This is a genomic window from Cesiribacter andamanensis AMV16 (genome assembly GCF_000348925.1).
Lineage (GTDB): Bacteria > Bacteroidota > Bacteroidia > Cytophagales > Cyclobacteriaceae > Cesiribacter > Cesiribacter andamanensis.
This window is the reverse complement of record NZ_AODQ01000085.1, coordinates 1-19249: the sequence shown is the minus strand read 5'-3', so window position 1 is coordinate 19249 and position 19249 is coordinate 1. Positions and strand designations below refer to the sequence as shown.

The window sequence follows — 19249 nt, the reverse complement described above, 5'->3', positions numbered from 1 at the left end:
TATACGGCCCTGGGCAGATATCAGGTAACCTTTGGTTCTCAATCTTCACAGGTTAGTGGGCCAAGTTTGGTTTGCACGTCAAGTACTTCCTTTAGTGTTTCTAATCTAGCACCAAGCGTATTTGTCGACTGGACAAAGAGCGGAAACCTGAAGTATGTAACGGGCCAAGGCACGAGTAATTATGTAGTTGAGGCAATCTCCGGTGCAAATGGTCCAGGTTGGGTGCAAGCTGACATTACTGGGCCTTGCGGGGGGCCTATTTCTTACCGATATAATGTATGGGTAGGAAAGCCAGCTGCAAGCTTAGAAGTGATTACTACTGATTGTATCAAGCCCCGGCATAAGTGGACACTCCCTGAGCTGGATGGAGTTACGTATACCTGGAGTATAAACACCGGCAACTTGTATCTGTTAGGATCAGGAAATGTAGTAGAAGTAATCAATACCGGCGGTGTCTATCATAATTCAAGTCAACCCTATACAATCACCTATACTATAAGACGAGATAGGTTATGTACCCAAACTAACAGTACAACAACTACCTTCTACCAGCCCGACGAATGCTACTGCGGCATAAGGACCACAGGCTGTTCGCCCAATCCTTGTACTGGCAGTAACTGCTGGGAACCGATGAGTGTATTCCCTAACCCTGCCGATGGCGAGCTCAATATTGAGATAGATGAGACTACACTCAAGGTTAAAGACGGGCTATTGGCAGGCTTTGAAATTCATCTCTATAATAATTCAAATGAGCTAGTATATTCCAAAAAGGAAGTTCGAAATAAATTGACTATACCAGTTAAACAACTGCCGAATGGAATCTATCACCTTCATTTTTTACACCCTACCGGGAGTCAGGTGAGGCATGTGATCATCCAGCATTAAAGTTATCATTCATTAAAAACAAAAGCCTTACAAAATCATTAAGTAAGGCTTTTTTATTTGCCATGGTTTATGCATAATGGGATTTTCTAAGAAAAAATTCTAACACAAAGTTGGTCTACCATCTTGGCGCTACAGCCCCTGCTTGAAGTTGGTAGGTCTCCAATCAAATGTTTATTGTCCATTGTCCAGAATTCTCTATCCAAATCTCCCTACCCAAAACACCCTCCGCACTCCTAAATTGATTACCTTTGCCATGCGGTGCAGCACTATTTTGGTACAATTGCTGTTCAGGGGGGTAGTGCCGCTTTACGCCGCCAATGGCAGGGCTGTTTTGGACCTTTGCTACCGCCTGCAGCCGCACCCATCAACCTTTCGCTAGCAACATGACCATAACCACCGAAAATGTACTTGCCGTACTGGGCACCGTAAACGATCCCGACCTGAAGCAGGATCTGGTAAGCCTGGGCATGATCGAAAAACTGCAGGTACACAACCTCACCATCAGCTTTGTGGTGGTACTGACCACCCCGGCCTGCCCTCTGAAAGAATTTATCCGCCAGGAGTGCGTACGGGCCCTGGAAGGCGCCTTTGGCGAGGGCCTGGAGCTTGATATTCACATGTCCAGCCGGGTGACCAGCACCCGCTCCAATGCCCCCGTTCTGCCCAATGTGAAAAACATCATAGCCGTAGCCTCCGGCAAGGGGGGTGTGGGCAAATCTACCGTTACGGCCAACCTGGCTGTTTCGCTGGCCAAAACCGGCGCCAAAGTAGGCGTGGTGGATGCCGATATCTTTGGTCCCTCCATGCCCATCATGTTCAATGTAGAGTATGAGCAGCCCGGCGTAGAGCAGGAAGGCGGCAAAAGCTACATCATTCCGGTAGAGCAATACGGCGTTAAGCTAATTTCCATCGGCCTGCTGACCCCGGCCGACCATGCGGTGATCTGGCGGGGCCCCATGGCCGCCCAGGCGCTGCGGCAGTTTCTGGCCGATGCCCGCTGGGGAGAGCTGGATTACCTGCTCATTGACCTGCCCCCCGGCACCTCCGACATTCACCTTTCGCTGGTGCAGACGGTGCCCGTAACCGGTGCCGTCATTGTCACCACCCCGCAGAAGGTAGCTGTAGCCGATGCCCGCAAGGCCGTGGCCATGTTCAAACAGCCACAAATAAATGTGCCAATCCTGGGTATCGTGGAGAATATGGCGTATTTTACTCCTGCCGAACTGCCCGAGAACAAGTACTATATTTTCGGACAGGGGGGCGGCCGGCAGCTGGCCGAAAAACAGCATGTACCCTTCCTGGGGCAGGTACCGCTGGTACAGGGCATCCGGGAGAGTGGCGACAGCGGCTATCCGGCCGTGCTGAAGCACGATGCTTCGGCCGATGCCTTCCGGGACCTGGCCGAAGCCCTGGCCCGCCAGATCGCCATCCGTAACGCAAACATGGACAAAACCCAGGTGGTAAACGTAGACTAATATGGAGCAGACCGATCTATATCATGCCGTAGAACAGGCGCTGGAGGGCATTCGTCCCTACCTGGAAGCCGACGGTGGCAATGTAAAAGTACTGGAGATCACTGATGAAAAAGTGGTGCGCCTTGAGCTGCTTGGCGCCTGTGGCTCCTGCCCCATGTCGGCCATGACCTTTCGGGCCGGCATCGAGGAAGCCATTCGTCGGGAAGTACCCCAGGTAAGCGCCGTACAGGCCGTAAATCTTACCCCTGCCGGTGTGCGCTAAGCAAAGACCGGCAGAAAAAGCATTCCCCCGGCGCAAAATCCGGGGGAATTTTTTTATTTTTAATCTGGATCAGCCCATCCTCTCATGAAGCTTTTGTTAGGTCTCTGTTTCAGCCTGCTCCCCTTTCTTGCCCTTTCGCAGGAAAAATGCGGTTTTGTGCCCTACAACAAGCAACTGGCTGAGCTCTCTCCCGCCCTGGCCCAGCCCCAGGGAGCGTTTGAGCACTGGATGCAGCTGCGCCAAAAGGAGCTGCAGCTGCTGAAAACGCAGGAACTCCTGCAGGGCCGCCAGCTTAATGCCCGTTTTGTAATACCGGTGGTGGTGCATGTGATCCACCGGCCGGGCGAGGGCATTGGCCAGGGCCGCAACATCCCCAAAGAGCAGATCCTCTCCCAGATCGCTACCCTCAACCGCGATTTCAGGGCCCAGAATACCGATGAGATCAACAAGCTGCCCGAGCAGTTCCGCAGTCTGGCGGCCGATACCGAAATAGAGTTTGTACTGGCCAAACAGGATCCCGAGGGGCTGCCCACCGAGGGCATTGTGCGCGTTGCCTCCAGCGAAACCTCCTGGGACCAGTCGGAAGACCTGCAGCTCAAAAGCCTGAGCCACTGGCCGGCCAGCAACTACCTGAACCTTTACTCGGCCCAGATCTCCGGCGATGTGATCGGCTGGGCACAATTCCCGCAATCCGATCGCCTCTCGGGCCTGGAGTTTGGCGAGGCGCCTGAGCAGACCGATGGGGTGGTGATCGATTACCGCTACCTGGGCACCGGTTTCAATGCCGCCGGGGGTAGCCGTGGCCGCACCGCCACCCATGAGATCGGCCACTACTTTGGCCTGCGCCACATCTGGGGCGATGGGGGCTGCGGCGCCGATGATTATGTAAACGACACCCCCGTGGATGATGGCCCCCACCAGGGCTGCCCTCCGGATGAAACCATCAGCGTCTGTACCAATGCCCGGCCCATGTGGGAAAACTACATGGACTATACGTCCGATGAGTGTATGGCCCTGTTTACTCCCGGCCAGCGCAGCCGCATGCAGGTGGTGCTGCAGTACAGCCCCCGCCGCCGCGATCTCAACAACTCCATAGCCAAGCAGGAACCCACCGTGGTGCCCAACGATGCCGGCATTCGCAGCCTGTCCCTGAACCTGAGCCAGCTCTGTGAGCGGCAGTTCAGCCCCGTGCTGGAGCTGCGCAATTACGGCAATACGCAGGTTACCCAGGTGCAGGTGGCCCTGCGGGTAGATGGCACGCTCATCCGTACCTATACCATCAGCACCAACCTGGGCTACCTCGATACCCAGACCCTTACGATGGATGAGGTGGAGATCAACCAGCCAGGCTTCCATACCGTCTCCGTTGCCATTGTTCAAACCAACAACCAGACCGACAACAAAGCCCTGAACAACACCGCCTCTGCCCAGGTCTATGTGCCGCTACGCAGCAGCCTGCCGGTGAGCCAGAACTTCCAGTCCGGGCTGGAACCCTTCTACACTGTCAATCCCGACTTTAGCTATACCTGGGAACTGGTAGATGTGCCCAACGGCACTACAGCGGGCAATAAAGCCCTTTTCCTTAATTTCTACGATTACCTGAGTGAGGGGCAGCGCGATATCCTGGCCTCTCCCATCCTGGACCTGAGCCAGACCTCCACGGCTTATTTCAGTTTCCGCTATGCCTATGCCCCCTACCCCCGCAGCGAGGATGGGCTGGAGGTATGGGTATCGACCGACTGCAGCAACAAGCTGGAAACGGCCACCCGCATTTATGCCGCCTATGGCGAGGAGCTTGCTACGGCCCCAACCACCGAATCGCCCTTCCGGCCCAGCGGCGCCAGCGAGTGGGCGGGCATTAGCCTGGACCTCTCGGCCTTTGCCGGGCTGGATAACATACAGCTGCTGCTGGTCGGCTACAATGATTTTGGCAACAACCTGTATGTAGACGACATCCAGATCAGCCCTACCTACTCAGCTGCCCTCAATGTGGCCCTCACCCGCATTCTGCAGCCTTCGCCTGTTTTTGGCAGCCCCACAACCCCTGTGCTGGTAGAGGTAAAAAATGCAGGCACACAGCCCATCCAGTCGCTGAGCTACCGCATCTGGGTAGATGGGGTACAGCAGCAGAGCGGCACCCGCAACGGACTGGCGCTGGCCTCTCAGGAAAGCAGCCTGCTGGAGCTGGCACCGCTCACCAATCTGAGCTACAAGCCGCACCTGATCCGGGTAGACCTGCATTCGCCCAATGGCGGCATTGATGCCAATGTGGCCGACAACCGCCTGTCCCGTTCTTTTGTGGTAGATTCTACCAAAAGCCCCATTCCGTTGCGGGAAAGTTTTCCGCTGGAGAGCCTGAGCGAAGGCCTCTGGACCACGGTAAGCCCACAGCCAGGCCTTCCGGCCTGGGAAACGGTACCGGTTACCGGCCCCCAAAGCGCACAGCAACGCCAGAACAGCGCCGCCCGGGCCCAGTTTACAGGCATCATCACCGAAAAATGGCTGGCCTCCCCGATCCTGAACATGAGCCGTACCCAGCAGGCCGGCCTGCAGTTCTGGTACTATGCCGGTGGCGAGGGACCCCTTGGACTGCGGGTGCTGGCCTCTACCGATGGCGGCCTAAGCTGGCCCCATGAGCTGCTCTACCGGGAAGGTACCGAGCTGCGCCCCAACAATGCCCCTGCACCCCCTTCGGTTGCCAGCTGGCAAAAGGAATTCATCTCCCTGCAGGCCTTCGTTGGCCAGGAAAGGGTGCGCATAGCGTTTGTAGCCCGGGGCCAGGGCAGCAGCCTGGTGTATGTGGATGAGGCAGAATTCTACCTCTCCAACGAACCCATTACCGTAAACCTGCCCGAGCGCAATGGGGTATCGCTGTATCCCAACCCGACCAGGGATTCGTTCAAGCTCCATTTTAACCTGGAAGATCCGGCCGGAGAAGATGTAACTGTGGAACTTTTTGACAGCCGAGGTTCCTTAGTCTTTAGTAGATTTTACCCTACCACCCTTAACCAGATCTATCTCCTGGAGGTACCCCAGCTGTATGGCGGGATCTACCTGCTGCGCATCCGCAGCACCAGCCTGGATACGGTTAAGCGCCTGGTGATCCAGCGTTAGCAGGCGCACCCCCTTGTACTCACAATCCGATGTTAGACAGAAGGCAACGATATAGTAAAGCATGAGAATTGGTATTTTCTTTGGGCCAGAGCCGCGAGCGTGAAATCTCCTTTGCCGGCGGCCGCACGGTGTATGATAATCTTAATAAGCCCTTTTCGAACCGTCCCCATCTTTGTAGACAGCCTCGGGCACTTTATTTTGCTCGACTGGCAATATGTATACAAAGGCACCATCCGGGACTTTTACCCCCCGGCCAGCTACCTGCCCCAGACCGAGCTGCCCTTTCAGGTCTACATTGAGTCGCTGGGCCAACTGCCCCAGACCGAGCTGGAAGCGCTCTTTGCCCAGGTAGGCCGCCGTGTGGAGCCCCACCAGTTCCGGGAGCTGTTTGACTTTGCCTTTCTGGCCCTGCACGGCCCCTATGGCGAAGACGGCAACATCCAGGGCCTGCTGGAGTGGTACGACATCCCCTACTCCGGCTGCGGCATTCTGCCTTCGGCCATTGGCATCAACAAAGTGGTGCAGAAGCGCCTGATGGAAAATGCCGGCTTCCCCTGCCCCAAACTTACCATCATCAAGCGCCAGGAGTGGCTGGAAGCAACCGATAAAAGCCGCTTCTTTGATTTGGCTAAAGAAGCCGTGGGCTTGCCCATGGTCCTCAAAGCCCCCAACCAGGGTTCCAGCATCGGGGTATCCATCCTCAAAGAAGACAGCCTGGAGGGCTTTACCGCCGCCATCAACAAAAGCCTCTTTTTGCAGGAAGTAGACCTGAAGGCCTGGCAGCAGAAGAATATTGACGAGAAAGTAGTGTTTCTGGCAGTGCTTACCGACATTCGGGAAGGCATTGGCATGCCCGTATACGCCGGCGAGGAACAAACGCTGCTACACCACCCCGAGGAGCTGCTGCGCTACCTCAACCGCAAGGCCGAGCTGCAGGAGCGCACCATCCTTACCCCCCTTAACAGCGAGGAGGAGGTGCTGCTGGAATCCTTCATCGGTGGCAAGGAGTTTAGCTGCATTGTGGTGCAAAACCACCTGGGACAGCCCATGGCCCTGCCCCCTACCCAGATCATCAAAAGCTCCGATGTGTTTGACTACCGGGCCAAGTACCTGCCCGGCGTAAGCCGCAAGATCACCCCCATTGACCTGCCGGCCCAGCAGATCCAGCAGATCCGCCAGGAGTGCTGCCGGCTGTTTGAGGTACTGCAGTGCAATGTGTATGCGCGCATCGATGGGTTTATTAACGAGGAAGGCACCATTTTCCTCAACGACCCCAACACCACCTCGGGCATGCTGCCCTCTTCCTTCTTCTTTCACCAGGCAGCCGAGATCGGGCTTAACCCCTCGCAGTTCCTGACCTACATTATCCGCACCTCGCTCTCGGAGCGTATCCGCACCGGTAAGCGCAACAAAGAGCTGCGGGACCAGCTGCAGCAGCTTGATGGCGACCTGCAGCGCCTGCGCCAGCAGCGGAGCCAGAAGATCCGCGTGGCTGTGGTGATGGGGGGCTACTCCTCGGAGCGGCACATTTCGGTAGAAAGCGGACGCAATATTTTTGAGAAACTGGCGTCTTCTGTTAAGTACCAGCCCGTGCCCGTGTTCCTGACCGGGAGCAACGAGGAGCACAAGCTGTACCTGCTGCCGGTAAACATCATGCTCAAGGACAATGCCGACGATATTAAAGAAAAGGTAGAAGCGTACCTGCGCGGCGAGCACCACCCCCTGCTGGAGCAGATCATAGAGGAGGCCAGGCCGCTGGTGAACCAGTACATCGATCAGGACCTGCTGAAGTTTGGCCCTGTGAGCTACGAGCAGCTGGCCCGGGAGGTAGATGCCGTCTTTATAGCCCTGCATGGTCGCCCCGGCGAAGATGGCGCCCTGCAGGCCCGGCTGGAGCGCGTGGGGCTGCCCTACAACGGCAGCGGCATAGAAAGCTCGCAGCTGACCATTAACAAGTTTGAGACCAACCGCCGCCTGCGGGAGCACGGCATTCTGGTGGCCCGCCACCGCCTGGTAAACCGCCAGGAGTGGGATAAAAATCGCCAGGGGGTGCTGGATGCGCTGGTGCAGGAATTTGGCTTTCCGCTCATTGCCAAGCCCTCTGACGATGGCTGCAGCTCGGCGGTGAAAAAGATAAAAAACCGGCAGGAGCTGGAAGCCTTTGGCGAGATGATCTTCCGGGAGCTGCCCGAGCTGATGGCACTGCCCATGAAAACACTCAAGCTAAAACCCAGTGAGGAATTTCCGCAGAAAGATGTATTTTTGGTGGAAGAATTCATTGGCCGGGAGGGTGCCAAACACTTCCTGGAGGTAACCGGCGGCATGCTTACGCTCCGCAACGAGCAGGGCCAGACCGAGTACCTGGTATTTGAACCGTCAGAAGCCCTGGCAGGGGGCGAGGTACTGTCGCTGGAGGAGAAGTTCCTGGCCGGCGAGGGGCAGAACATCACCCCTGCCCGCTTTGCCCGCACGGCAGAAGAAAACCGGCGCATCTCGCAGGAGGTGCGCAAGGAGCTGGAGCATGTGGCCCGCATTGCCAACATCGAGGGCTACGCCCGCATCGATGCCTTTGTGCGGGTGTATGAAGATGGACGGGTGGAGACGATCATTATTGAGATCAACTCCCTGCCGGGCATGACCCCGGCCACCTGCATCTTCCACCAGAGTGCGCTGAACGGCTACAAGCCCTATGAATTTATTGATGCTATCTTAACCTACGGGATCGAGCGCCAGCGCTCCAAGGCTACACTATGAAAGTACGATCGTTCAAACACGTCCTGATTCACCTGGGCATCATTCTGGTGACCGGCTTTGTGCTGGTGTACCTGGTCTTTAACATCTGGCTGCCCGGCACCACCCGCCATGGCGAAACGGTAACCGTACCCAACCTGCAGGGCCGCAGCTACAGCGAGCTGGAAAGCTACCTAACGCAGCAGGGCCTGCGCTATGAGGTGAACGACTCTACCTTCAGCACCGAGTACCCACCCCTTACGGTGATGAAACAGTACCCCCAGGCCGGCGCCCAGGTGAAGGAGAACCGCAAGATCTTTATCTCGCTCAATGCCGTAAATCCGCCCAATGTGCGCATGCCCAAGCTTATTGACAGCTCGGTGAAGAATGCCCAGCTGGTGCTGAGGAGCTTTGGCCTTGAGCTGGGCGAGATCACCTACAAGCCCGATCTGGCCGCCAATGCCGTGCTGGAGCAGCTGCATAAGGGCAAACCCATTGAGGAAGGCGCCTACATTGCCAAGGGGTCCAAGATCGATCTGGTGGTGGGCGATGGCAAGGGCAATACCGAATTCACCATTCCCAACCTGATGGGCATGGACCTGGAAACGGCCCAGTTTACCATTATCGGCTCCGGCCTGCAGGTAGGCGAGGTGCAATATGTCAGCGATCCGGAAAAGACCCCCAATACCGTGCTGCGCCAGGTGCCCCCTGCCGAAACACAGGGCCGCATTGGCGAGGTGGTAGACCTCTGGCTTGTTAAATTCGACGGCAGCCAGCCCGAACAGGGCCTGCCCAAACCCGGCGACGATAATCAGTAATGCGTCCACAGGATCAACGGCAATCGCATACCATATCCTTTTTCTATAAAGGAAAGGAACAGAAAGGGTTTGGGCCTGGCGCCCGAACCCTTTTGCTGTTTTTGTTACTGCTTCCTCTGGCAGAACTGCAGGCCCAGCTACGCCTGAGCCCCCTGCCCCTGCAGCAACGGGCAGCGCATGTTTCTGGCAAAGGCAGCCCGGCCGCCCGCCTGCTGGCCACCCCCGGCGATACCCTCTCGCTGCCCTTCTGGGATGATTTTAGCTACAGCGGCTACCAGCCCGATTCCATGCGCTGGCCCCAGTCCCAAACCACCATCCGTACCGATGGGCTGGCCATTCGCCCTCCCTCCTGGGGGGTGATCACCTTCGATGGGGTCCTGGCAGACGGCAAGCCGCACAACCCCACCAACCTGAGTGGCCCGGCCGATGAGCTGGTCTCTGCCCCGCTGGACCTCTCCGGCCTGAGCGCTGCCGAGCAGGGCAGCGTATGGCTGAGCTTTTTCTGGCAGCTGCAGGGCCGCGGTGAGCGTCCCGATCAGCTCGATTCCCTCAAGCTCTTCTTTCTGGACAGCGACACCACCTGGCACCAGGTCTGGAGCCAGGGCGGCAATCCCCAGACCGATGCCACCCTTTTCAGCCAGGAGCTGCTGTCGCTGGCGCAGGCCGGCACCGCCCGGGGCGTTAGCTTCTTTCACCGCGGCTTCCGCTTCAAGTTCCAGTCTTTCAACCGCCTCAACGGGCAATTCGACCAGTGGCACCTCGATTGGGTATACCTGAACAGCGGGCGCTCGGCTACTAATCGGTATTACGACGATCAGACCGTCAGCGAAGGCTTTGCTTCGCTCTTTGCACCCTATACGGCCCTGCCCATCAGCCAGTATTTTGCCAGCCCCGGAGCCTATGCTACTACCATTGATTTTACCTTCTTCAACCTGCAGCCTCCCCCACCCTTTCTGAGCGGGGGTGAAACCTTTGATCTGCGCATCCGCAGCTCCGAGGGAGAGCCCATTACCAGCCTGGCTAGCAGCCAGCTGGTGCGCACCGAGCAGGGCGATCTGCTGGAGGGGCAGACCTATGTGAACATGCGCCTGCCGGTAAACCTGGCCGAAGCCCTGGCCCCCTATGCCGATCGGGATTCGCTCTACCTCATCAGCCGCCTGCAGCTGAACTCGCTCATTGAAGAGCAGCCCTTTTTTGCCCGCAATGATGTGCTGGAGACTACCAACGTGCTGCACGATTACTTTGCCTATGATGATGGCACGGCCGAATTTGGCGCCGGCCTGAATGGGCGTGGCCAGCGGCTGGCCTACCGCTTTCAGCTGGCCGAGCGCGATACCCTTACGCATATTTCCATTTACTTCCCCTACTACAACAGTAGCAGCGCCGGCCGCTCCCTTTCCCTGCAGGTTTGGACCAATCTGAACGGGCTGGGCGAAGGCGAAGATGTACTCCTCTACAGCCAGGGCGTGGTGGCCCAGCAGGCGGGTATCGACGGCTTTATCACCTACACCCTCAACACCCCGCAGGTGCTGCAGCCAGGGGCCTTCTTTATTGGTTTTGAGCAAACCTCAGCGGGCGATCTGCCCATTGGCTTCGACCGCAATACCGATAGCCATGGCGAGGTCTTTTACAGCACCAATGGCCAGGACTGGGAAAATACCTTTACCGAAGCCGGCAGCCTGATGCTGCGTCCCCACTTCCGCACCGGTGTAGATCCCCAGACCCTGAGTGTTGACGACCGCCTGTTTCCGCCTGTAAGCCTGTATCCCAATCCCAGCAGGGGGCAGCTTCGGGTAGAATCCGCGGCTCGCCAGTTGCGCCTCTACGATGTGCAGGGCCGCCTGGTGCTGAGCCAGCCCGCCGAGCCCCGCACCGAGCTGGACCTGCGCCACCTGCGCCCCGGCCTGTACCTGCTACAGCTGCAGTACCCCCAGGGGATACAGACCAAACGGGTGGTATTGGTGCGGTAGAGGGGGTAAAATTTTACAATTTCCACCATTGCTCCTACCCACCCCCCAACCCCCTCCCAGGAGGGGATTTCGTTTGGCATAGATACTCCTGCTGGAGAATTCGGGCTGCTTCATCATCTCCTACCCATCGGTTCTACCATGGTACGATAATCCCCTCCTGGGAGGGGTGTAGGGGTGGGTATGACGCTGTGATGGGTCGTCTGCTGCAAAGACTGCCACCCTGCGGTAGCGCTATCTGGGTATAATTCCCTTCCCCTATCATCTTACCCCTTCACATCACCTCAAGGGGTGCAATACCCCCTTCTCCCCCAACACAAAACCCCCTGCCCTTCTGCCAGGCCACTCCGTAAGCAGCCCTGCAGAAAGGCAGGGGGTATACACTACAAAAAGGTTTTTACAGCTCCCGATACGCCAGAATGCCCCCTTCCAGGTTCCGTACCTGCGTAAAGCCATTCTGCTCCAGGATCTTCTTGGCCGTAGCACTGCGCTTGCCCGAGCGGCAATGCACCACTACCTCCTCATCCTTATTCGCCTTTACCTCCCCAATCTGGGCAGGGAGCGTTGCCAGGGGGATCAGCTGTCCGCCCAGGTTGTCTTCTTCGAACTCCCATTCTTCCCGTACATCCAAAATATAGGGGGTTTCGCCCTTATCCAGGCGCTCCTTTAGTTCTTGTGCGCTGATGTCTTGCATATTTCTTGGTTTAAAAAAGTAAGCTGCTATAAATAACTCAAAGGGAAAGCGGTTAGGCAAGAGGGTGGTGTTCTTTTTCTTTGCAGGTTATCCAACTTGAATAAACCACCCTGCCCTCCGGGCACCGCTGCGGCGGACCGTCCCTCCTAAAACAGGAGGGGTGCCCGGAGGGCAGGGTGGTAAATTACCCCCCCACAAACACAAACGGCTCGGGGCTGAAGCAGAGGATAAAGATGACCAGCGCCAGCCAGCCAAGCACCTTCCGGCCCGGACTCAGGGGTTCGTCAATGGGCGTTTTGGGATGGTACACCCCCAGAAAGCGCCCGATCAGGAAGGCAAAGAGCATCCAGCCCATATAGCCCTCCGTACCGGGTGAGATGTAGCTCACCAGCATCTGGCTTAGCAGCACACACAGCGCCAGTATAATCCTTCCGCCAACCCCCAGTGCCAGCCGGCCAAACAGATAGTAAAGAAAAGCCCCGTAGAGCAGCAGCCGAAAGAGAATACTGGCCCCTTCATCGGGTGCAAAGGTGGGAATGCCCAGCCCGGCCCAGAACACCAGCCCCACAAACAGGGCTGTGGCTATGCGGCGGTGCCAGCGGTGGCCTACCAGTCCGTACAGGATGTGGCCGCCATCCAGCTGGCCGATGGGCAGCAGGTTAAGAGCCGTAAAGAATAAGCCCAGGAAACCGGCAAACAGCCAGGGGTAATGGATGATCTCATAGGCATTGGGCACGCGGGCAGGGTCCGAGGCCACAAACTGCTCAAAAAGTATGTAGAGCAGGTTTTTGCCCAGGTAGAACAGCCCCTCCCCTTCATTTTGCGGGTTCAGCACATAGGCCTGCTCCTGCCAGTTAGGGCCCAGCTCCTGGTATTCGGGATGGATCTGCAGGATATAGTCCTGCGGCGGCAGGTGCGTAAAGCCCCACCAGAGCACTAAGAGTGATACCACAAAGCCCGCCAGGGGTCCGGCGATGCCGATATCGAAATGGATCTTGCGGCTGTTGATGTAATCCCGGATGCGGATCACCGCCCCCATGGTGCCGATGGAAGGCATAAAGGCACCAGTGAGCGGCAGCAGCAGGTTCAGCCAGAGGGGAATAAAGTACGGGAGGGACACCTTCACCTTATAGGCCCGCGCTGTAAAATAATGCCCAAACTCATGCACCGTCAGAAAAGTAAGAAAGGGCAGGCTGAAGGCCAGTCCGTTCACAAAGTCCTTCCATTCAAAATCGATCCAGACCACCTTCATGCTCACCCACTCGGCCCCGGCCAGGGTGGTCGCCACAAGGGTAATCAGAAACAGAAAAATATGTAGCGGTAAGCGTTTACGTGTGTTCGGATCCATACTCAAGCAGCGCAGTTAAATCCCCGTTTGCCGGGAAGAGCAGCGTTTTAATACCCAACTGCTGTGCTCCCAGAAGGTTGGCGGCATTATCGTCGATAAAGAGCGTTTCTTCGGGCCGCAGCTCCCACTGGTCCAGGATGGTGCGAAAGGCGGCCGGTTCGGGCTTGCGCGCGCCAATGTCCTGCGAGTAGTACACCTGCTCGAAGTAGGCACTAAAGTCTGCCTCGCCCGACACCAGCTGCAGGCGGCGGTGTACCTCCTCGATGTGCACGGTATTGGTATTGGAGAGCATGAACAGCTTGTAGCGCTTCCGCAGCTGGCGCAGCACCTCCAGGTTCTGGGGCGGTATGTGCAGCAGCATGGCATTCCAGGCTTCGATCAGCTGTTCAGAGGCCGTTTCGGTTTTCAGCAGGCGGCGCAGGCTGTCGAAGAACTGCTCGGGGCTGATCTCGCCGCGTTCGTACTGAAAGAAGCAGGCCTCGCTGGCGGCGAGCGCTTCGGCCTCCTGTCGGGAAAGTCCCCCCAGGCGGCCCATGGCCTCAAAAGTGAGCCCGGTATCCAGGTGAATGATCACCCCGCCCAGGTCGAAAATAATATTTTGTATGCCGGAAGGAATCAAAAGCAAGGGGTCAGCTGTTGTAAATGTGCCTGCAAATATGTAAAATTGCACTCCCAAATTCAAGGAAAAGCCTTTTCCTTGGCGGCCCTAGGCCGAAAAATGCGGGAAGGGGCCTATAGCTCATTCGGTTAGAGCAACTGACTCATAATCAGTAGGTGGCTGGTTCGATTCCAGCTGGGCCCACACAAAAAACCTCTTGGCAATGCTCCAAGAGGTTTTTTTATTTTCATTCAGGCTCTTTCCTGTTCATCAGGGGTTTCGAAAATCCCACAATACGCACCTATGTTCAAGTAAGGATCTACTGATTACAAGTCAGTTGCTCTTTAGGCCACCCCCTTAACACTCCACTCCTTATACCTGGCTTCGGCCTGCTCCATGATCTCGTCCAGGATCTCCTGCAGCTCGGCGCGGACGCCTTTACGGAGCAGGACCTTTTTGACGGAGAGGATGATCTGGGCTTTGGTGTCTACCTTTTTGTACCAGTCGGGCTGGGCCGCTTTTTGTTTGATGAGGGCGGTGATCTCTTTTACCAGCTCCTTGATGAGGCCGAAATCCTGCAGGGCGTTGGGGTGGCGGCTCAGGATCTCATAGAAGGCTTCCTCCTCTTCGGTAATGCCCAGCTGCTGCAGGCGCTGCTCCTGGTCCTGGAGCTGTTTTGCGACATCGCGCAGCTTTTGCAGGGCAATGAGGCTGTCGAAGAAGTGGTTGTGGTAATCGTGGATGATGCGCTCCACCTCTTCCTTAAGCTTGCGTGACTTTGCCAGGTTTTTATAGGAACGCAGCTTAATCTCTTCGTTCATGATCTGGCGGATGAGCTCCAGCTTGAGCTCGTTGCCGCTCTTCTGCTCCTTAGCCGTAGCCAGAAAATCATCGTTGAGGATGGAGATATCGAAGCGGTCGATGCCTGCCATCTGGAACACATCCACCACCTCTTCGCTTTCGATGCTGCGGTGGATGAGCTCCCGGATCTGTCCTTCCTTTTTGCGAATATTGGTAAGCGGAAATTTAGCTTTACGGATCGCCGCGCCCAGGTGCTGGAAGAAGATCATGTCCAGGCCGATCTCGTTGATGCTCTCGTGGTTCTTGATCAGCGGCATCAGGCTGCTGAGCCGCTGCTCCTCTTTCATAAACTGCTGGCAGCGGTCTTCTTCGGCCACAATCCAGTTGGTGGCAATGTTAACAAGCTTGAATTTATCCCCTTTTCCCAGGGCCGGCCACTGCTGGTAGGCAAAGCCTGCAGGGATCAGCTGCTTCAGACTATTCACCACCTCCCGGGCAAACTGAAAGGCTTCTTCCACATCGATGGTTACGGCCCCCTTGCCGCCCGAGGCGGTGTATTTGTGGGTGGCATCGCGCAGTTTGTCGCCAATGCCAATATAGTCGACGATCAGGCCACTGGGCTTGTCTTTGAAGACGGTGGCCACGCGGTTAACGGCCTGTATGAGGTTGTGGCCGCTCATCACCTTATCCACATAAAGGGTGTGCATGGCGGGATTGTCGAAGCCGGTCAGCCACATGTCCCGCACAATCACCAGCTTGAGCGGATCGTCGGGGTCCTTGAAGCGGGCCTTTACCCCTTCCATGGCCTCCTTGGTGCGCACATGGGGGTTCCAGGCGGCGGGGTCTTTGGCAATATTGGTGGTCATGATCACCGCCACTTCCGGACAGCCGGGCAGGGCGGTTAGCGCGTCGTACAGCTTTACACAGTTGCGGCGGCTCATGCACACGATCATGGCCTTGCCTTCCAGGCTTTCGCTGCGGGAGCGGTAGTGCTGCAGGATGTCTTTGGCAATGGCCTCTACGCGGGCGGCCGAGCCGGCGGCATCTTCCATGGCGGCCCACAGAATCTTGTTCTTATCCCCTTCTTCCAGGCCGCCGGTAATCTCTTCGGCTTCTTCCTCCAGCTGGGGGTTGCCCAGGTGCAGCTTGGCCAGGCGGGGCTCGTAAAAGATGGGCACCACGGCTTTGTCTTCGGTGGCCTGGCGAATGTCGTAGGTATGGATGATCTCGCCGAATACGGCTACCGTGTCGGCTTCCCTGCTGTCGACGGGCGTGCCGGTGAAGCCGATAAAGGAAGCACCGGGCAGGGCGCGGCGCAGATTGTTGGCAAAGCCCTGCACCAGGCCGTACTGGGTGCGGTGGCACTCATCGGCTATCACGATAATGTTTTCGCGCTCGCTCAGGATGGGGTGCTCCAGCTCCCGGCCCCCTTCGCCCTCCTTCAGGCGGAATTTCTCGATGGTGCTGAAGACCACCCCACCCCCTTCGCCGCTCAGCAGCCGGCGCAGCTCGTCGGTGCTCTGGGCCAGCTGCACCTCGCCTACCAGGTCTTTGGCGGCCACAAAATCTTCGTAGAGCTGCTTGTTGAGGTCGAAGCGGTCTACCTGTACCACAATGGTGGGGTTGCGCAGCTCGGGCAGCTGGCGCAGAATGCCGGTGTAAATGGCCATGGTAATGCTCTTGCCCGAGCGGGTGGTGTGCCAGACCACCCCTATGCGGCCATCGCCCAGGGGACGGATGCTTTTCTTGGTTTCCTGCAGGGCGTACTGGATGCCGAAGAACTGGTGGTACTTGGCCCCCTTCTTGATGAGCTGCCCCCGGTCGGGCTCGTGGAAAATGTAGTGGCGGATGTAGGGCAGCAGGCGCTCGGGGGTGAGCAGCCCCTTAACAAGTGTTTCCAGCGCAAAGCCTCCCTGTACTACCTCCCGGCCATCGGTACTCTTCCAGGCAGCGAACCACTCCAGGCCACTGCTGTACATGCCGTGCAGGGTGGTGAAGCCATCGGAGATAACGCTAAGGGCGTTGGTCTCGAAAAGCTGGGGAATGTCCTGGATATAATGCTGCAGCTGGTTGAAGGCGGTCTCGACGGTGGCCTCCTGATCAAAGGGGTTCTTGAATTCGAAAAGCACCAGGGGCAGGCCGTTGACAAAGAGCAGCAGGTCGGGGCGGCGCACGTTCTTGCCCTCGATGGTAAACTGGTTGACCAGCAGGAAGTCGTTTTGCTCCGGTATCTCGTAGTCCAGGGGGTAGAAGTGCTCGAAGTGGGGACTACCCCCTTCATCCTTCCAGCTTTTGCTCAGGCCGCGGCTCAGTTTCAGGTGAAAGTGGTGGTTACGGTGGTGCAGGTCGGCCCCGCGGTTAAAGAGAAACTCCTGCCGCACTTCTTCCAGCACCTGGGGCGGCACGTGCGGATAGCGCCTGTGCAGAAAAGCGGCAAAGCGGTCTTCCAGCACGGCCTTGTTGGGCGGACGCTTGATTTCGCTGCCATGCTGGTACTGGTAGCCGGGAATTTCCAGCAACCAGCCAATGGCCGCTTCTTCAATATCGCTTTCAGCTAAGTAAGGCTTCATGCTGTACGGGGGCCTGTGTAAGGTTTAACTCCCCGGACATGAGTTTGGGGAGAAGGGTGTCACGGGTTTGAGTAAGTTTCCTGATTTCCACCTTATTGTTTATAATTTTGTCAACAATTGGCGCAAGAATAGCATCGTACTTCTGAATAAAATGACCAGCCGGGATAACAACTTTAGCTTCAATCAAATGGCCTCGCTTTATATGCCCCATAGTTGTTGCTTTTGATGCAGCTATGTTTATAAACTCCTTTAGATGTTCTTTTACCCAGTAATAGTAAAACCACTTGGGATATTTGTCTGAAGTAACTTTGAATAAATGCTGATTCAATGCTCCAGCCCCATGACACCAGATATCAACTTCTAATGTCCCAGACCAACTGAAAAGAACCTCTCCATCTTGAATAATATACTGCAGCGGAATATTCACATCCGCTTTTTCAGTGGATGATGTTATGCCGTTCTTTAACTCTCTGATCTTAATTATTGGCAAATAAATATTTTCATCCTTTGGCTTATACTTCTGCAATGCTAGCCCATTCAAAAAATTAGCTATTGTATCTAAACTTCCAATCCTCCACCCCTCCGGCAGATTATCCTCATCCACCCCCTCAACAAAATACTGACGGAAAAGCGTTTGCGCCATTTGCTCCAGGGTTTGGTTCATGCGGCGGTTGAGGGCTATTTTGTCGTCCCAGCATCTAGCTATATCAGCAACATTTTTCTGTATATCTATAGGCGGTAAATTTATTTCTAACTCTCTAAGAATATTTATATCAAACTTTCCAGCACCAATACCAGTAATTTCTAGCTTAGTATTTAATAAGGTTTTATTGCTCTTAATCCAGTAAAGCAAGTACCAAGGATCAAGTATAGTTTTGTCAACCTCAATGGCTTTTACATCTTGATTAAAAGCCACCGGTTTAGTTACAATCCCAACCGGAATATCATTAAAGAGCCCACTACCTCTTACCAATAGCAAAATAGAGTCTTCATTAGCTAATCTAGAACCTTTTTCAAGTCCTGATTGGGTAATGAAAATATCAGAAGTTGAAATAGTGTAAGAAGTAAGATTCTTGGCGCTGATCCAAGGTATAGTTCCACCCCAGAATTTTACATCAAGCTTAGGTGGTGTACCTCCAGATTTCCATTCAGTAATATCCCCTAATCTATAGGTATTATATTTAATCATTTATATTATTACCTAAATTCAATACCAAAATTCATGGTTTTAACTAATATATTAATTAAAAAGGAAGATCTGTTTTATGCAACAAGGGATTAGTCGCAATTTCATTTAAATCAACTGGAAATGTAGAATGAATCGAAAAGCTATCATCTTTGAAGGCTAGTATAATATTCTTAAATCTTCTAGAAGTAGGAAAGGTTTTTATAGTCAAAGTAGATTCATTTTCTATCAAATAACTCTTCGTGTTTTGAATAACCATTACTGAGTCAAAAAACTCCATCACACATCCTCGAGGAAGTATCGCCGAAGAGACTATACCACCTAAATTTTGTTCTATTAAATTTACAGGCAGGTAGGATAAAGTTTTTTGAAAATTCACGCTATCTCTTCTTGTATCTTTCCTGAGGTAGACAGATACAAAACTTCCATTTTTGAGTATAAAAAAGCAGTAACCATTACTATTGAAACTAAATTCTATTTGTTCTAAATCTAAATCTTGAGTTAGGTATACACCTCTATATTTATTAAATCTATCATTATCTCTAGATAGTGGATTAATTAAATCTTCTACAGTATATTCTTTTACTACCAAATTCCTCTAATTTTAGTCTTATCAGAAGTTTCATCTTGTTTTTGAGTATTCTTTTTAATCTTTGTTCCCCTTGTTCTGGACGCGTTGTTTTATTTTTAAAATATGAAAAAGAACTTTGATCAGAATAATTCAAAACATCGTAACGACCATCCAGTTCGTATTGATTTTGGTGAAAGAATAGTAGACCTAACCTTCACCTTTTCTTTAAT

The 19249-nt window shown here is 54.9% G+C and carries 13 protein-coding genes, 1 tRNA gene and 1 pseudogene; 9 read left to right on the top strand and 6 right to left on the bottom strand.

Annotated elements, in window-relative coordinates:
• The 8 genes and pseudogenes from ADICEAN_RS23330 to ADICEAN_RS14535 all read left to right on the top strand — a co-directional run.
• The coding region (locus ADICEAN_RS23330) for a T9SS type A sorting domain-containing protein (protein WP_236612927.1) at positions 1-885 on the top strand (885 nt) is incomplete at its 5' end.
• A 383-nt stretch (positions 886-1268) separates the two neighbouring features.
• Positions 1269-2360 (top strand): Mrp/NBP35 family ATP-binding protein, encoded by a 1092-nt coding sequence (locus tag ADICEAN_RS14560; RefSeq protein WP_009196389.1) that lies wholly within the window; start codon positions 1269-1271, stop codon positions 2358-2360.
• Position 2361: 1 nt separating this feature from the next.
• Complete coding sequence (locus ADICEAN_RS14555; RefSeq protein WP_009196388.1) at positions 2362-2622, top strand: NifU family protein; 261 nt, start codon at positions 2362-2364, stop codon at positions 2620-2622.
• Between the two features lie 84 nt (positions 2623-2706).
• Positions 2707-5736: a M43 family zinc metalloprotease gene (locus ADICEAN_RS14550; protein WP_009196387.1), complete on the top strand. Its 3030-nt coding sequence runs from the start codon at positions 2707-2709 to the stop codon at positions 5734-5736.
• Between the two features lie 390 nt (positions 5737-6126).
• Positions 6127-6238 (top strand): annotated as a pseudogene (locus tag ADICEAN_RS24030) (hypothetical protein); the annotation flags it as partial.
• 32 nt (positions 6239-6270) lie between these two features.
• Entirely contained in the window at positions 6271-8490 is a 2220-nt protein-coding gene (locus ADICEAN_RS14545; protein WP_449384785.1) for a D-alanine--D-alanine ligase family protein, read from the top strand.
• On the top strand, positions 8487-9284 hold the full coding sequence (locus ADICEAN_RS14540) for a PASTA domain-containing protein (protein ID WP_009196385.1): 798 nt from the start codon (positions 8487-8489) through the stop codon (positions 9282-9284). Before ADICEAN_RS14545 ends, ADICEAN_RS14540 begins: the two co-directional genes overlap by 4 nt.
• 101 nt (positions 9285-9385) lie before the next feature.
• Positions 9386-11254: a T9SS type A sorting domain-containing protein gene (locus tag ADICEAN_RS14535; RefSeq protein WP_161622715.1), complete on the top strand. Its 1869-nt coding sequence runs from the start codon at positions 9386-9388 to the stop codon at positions 11252-11254.
• A gap of 394 nt (positions 11255-11648) precedes the next feature.
• Here the strand turns inward: ADICEAN_RS14535 and ADICEAN_RS14530 are convergent, their stop codons facing one another.
• From ADICEAN_RS14530 to ADICEAN_RS14520, 3 genes are all read right to left on the bottom strand, one after another.
• On the bottom strand, positions 11649-11945 hold the full coding sequence (locus ADICEAN_RS14530; RefSeq protein ID WP_009196383.1) for a rhodanese-like domain-containing protein: 297 nt from the start codon (positions 11943-11945) through the stop codon (positions 11649-11651).
• A 184-nt stretch (positions 11946-12129) separates the two neighbouring features.
• Positions 12130-13293 (bottom strand): site-2 protease family protein, encoded by a 1164-nt coding sequence (locus tag ADICEAN_RS14525; protein ID WP_009196382.1) that lies wholly within the window; start codon positions 13291-13293, stop codon positions 12130-12132.
• The gene (locus tag ADICEAN_RS14520) at positions 13274-13918 is read right to left on the bottom strand and encodes an HAD family hydrolase (RefSeq protein ID WP_009196381.1); all 645 of its coding nucleotides are present in this window, start codon (positions 13916-13918) and stop codon (positions 13274-13276) included. The genes ADICEAN_RS14525 and ADICEAN_RS14520 overlap by 20 nt, the downstream gene beginning before the upstream one ends.
• A 103-nt stretch (positions 13919-14021) precedes the next feature.
• On the opposite strand from ADICEAN_RS14520, the gene ADICEAN_RS14515 reads away from it, so the two are divergent.
• Positions 14022-14095: transfer RNA gene (locus tag ADICEAN_RS14515), tRNA-Ile, on the top strand.
• A 140-nt stretch (positions 14096-14235) separates the two neighbouring features.
• Here ADICEAN_RS14515 and ADICEAN_RS14510 read toward each other — a convergent pair.
• The 3 genes from ADICEAN_RS14510 to ADICEAN_RS22360 are packed head-to-tail and all read right to left on the bottom strand — an operon-like array spanning position 14236 to position 19040.
• On the bottom strand, positions 14236-17262 hold the full coding sequence (locus tag ADICEAN_RS14510) for a type I restriction endonuclease subunit R (RefSeq protein WP_009196380.1): 3027 nt from the start codon (positions 17260-17262) through the stop codon (positions 14236-14238).
• On the bottom strand, positions 17243-18451 hold the full coding sequence (locus ADICEAN_RS14505) for a restriction endonuclease subunit S (RefSeq protein ID WP_009196379.1): 1209 nt from the start codon (positions 18449-18451) through the stop codon (positions 17243-17245). The genes ADICEAN_RS14510 and ADICEAN_RS14505 overlap by 20 nt, the downstream gene beginning before the upstream one ends.
• Before the next feature lie 55 nt (positions 18452-18506).
• Positions 18507-19040 (bottom strand): hypothetical protein, encoded by a 534-nt coding sequence (locus ADICEAN_RS22360; protein ID WP_009196378.1) that lies wholly within the window; start codon positions 19038-19040, stop codon positions 18507-18509.
• Between the last annotated feature and the right edge of the window lie 209 nt (positions 19041-19249).

Excerpts from the sequence above, each read along its gene's own strand:
- ADICEAN_RS14560 (WP_009196389.1), top strand. The coding sequence starts at position 1,269 with ATGACCATAACCACCGAAAATGTACTTGCCGTACTGGGCACCGTAAAC.
- ADICEAN_RS14555 (WP_009196388.1), top strand. The coding sequence starts at position 2,362 with ATGGAGCAGACCGATCTATATCATGCCGTAGAACAGGCGCTGGAGGGC.
- ADICEAN_RS14550 (WP_009196387.1), top strand. The coding sequence starts at position 2,707 with ATGAAGCTTTTGTTAGGTCTCTGTTTCAGCCTGCTCCCCTTTCTTGCC.
- ADICEAN_RS14545 (WP_449384785.1), top strand. The coding sequence starts at position 6,271 with ATGGAAAATGCCGGCTTCCCCTGCCCCAAACTTACCATCATCAAGCGC.
- ADICEAN_RS14540 (WP_009196385.1), top strand. The coding sequence starts at position 8,487 with ATGAAAGTACGATCGTTCAAACACGTCCTGATTCACCTGGGCATCATT.
- ADICEAN_RS14530 (WP_009196383.1), bottom strand. The coding sequence starts at position 11,945 with ATGCAAGACATCAGCGCACAAGAACTAAAGGAGCGCCTGGATAAGGGC.
- ADICEAN_RS14525 (WP_009196382.1), bottom strand. The coding sequence starts at position 13,293 with ATGGATCCGAACACACGTAAACGCTTACCGCTACATATTTTTCTGTTT.
- ADICEAN_RS14510 (WP_009196380.1), bottom strand. The coding sequence starts at position 17,262 with ATGAAGCCTTACTTAGCTGAAAGCGATATTGAAGAAGCGGCCATTGGC.
- ADICEAN_RS14505 (WP_009196379.1), bottom strand. The coding sequence starts at position 18,451 with ATGATTAAATATAATACCTATAGATTAGGGGATATTACTGAATGGAAA.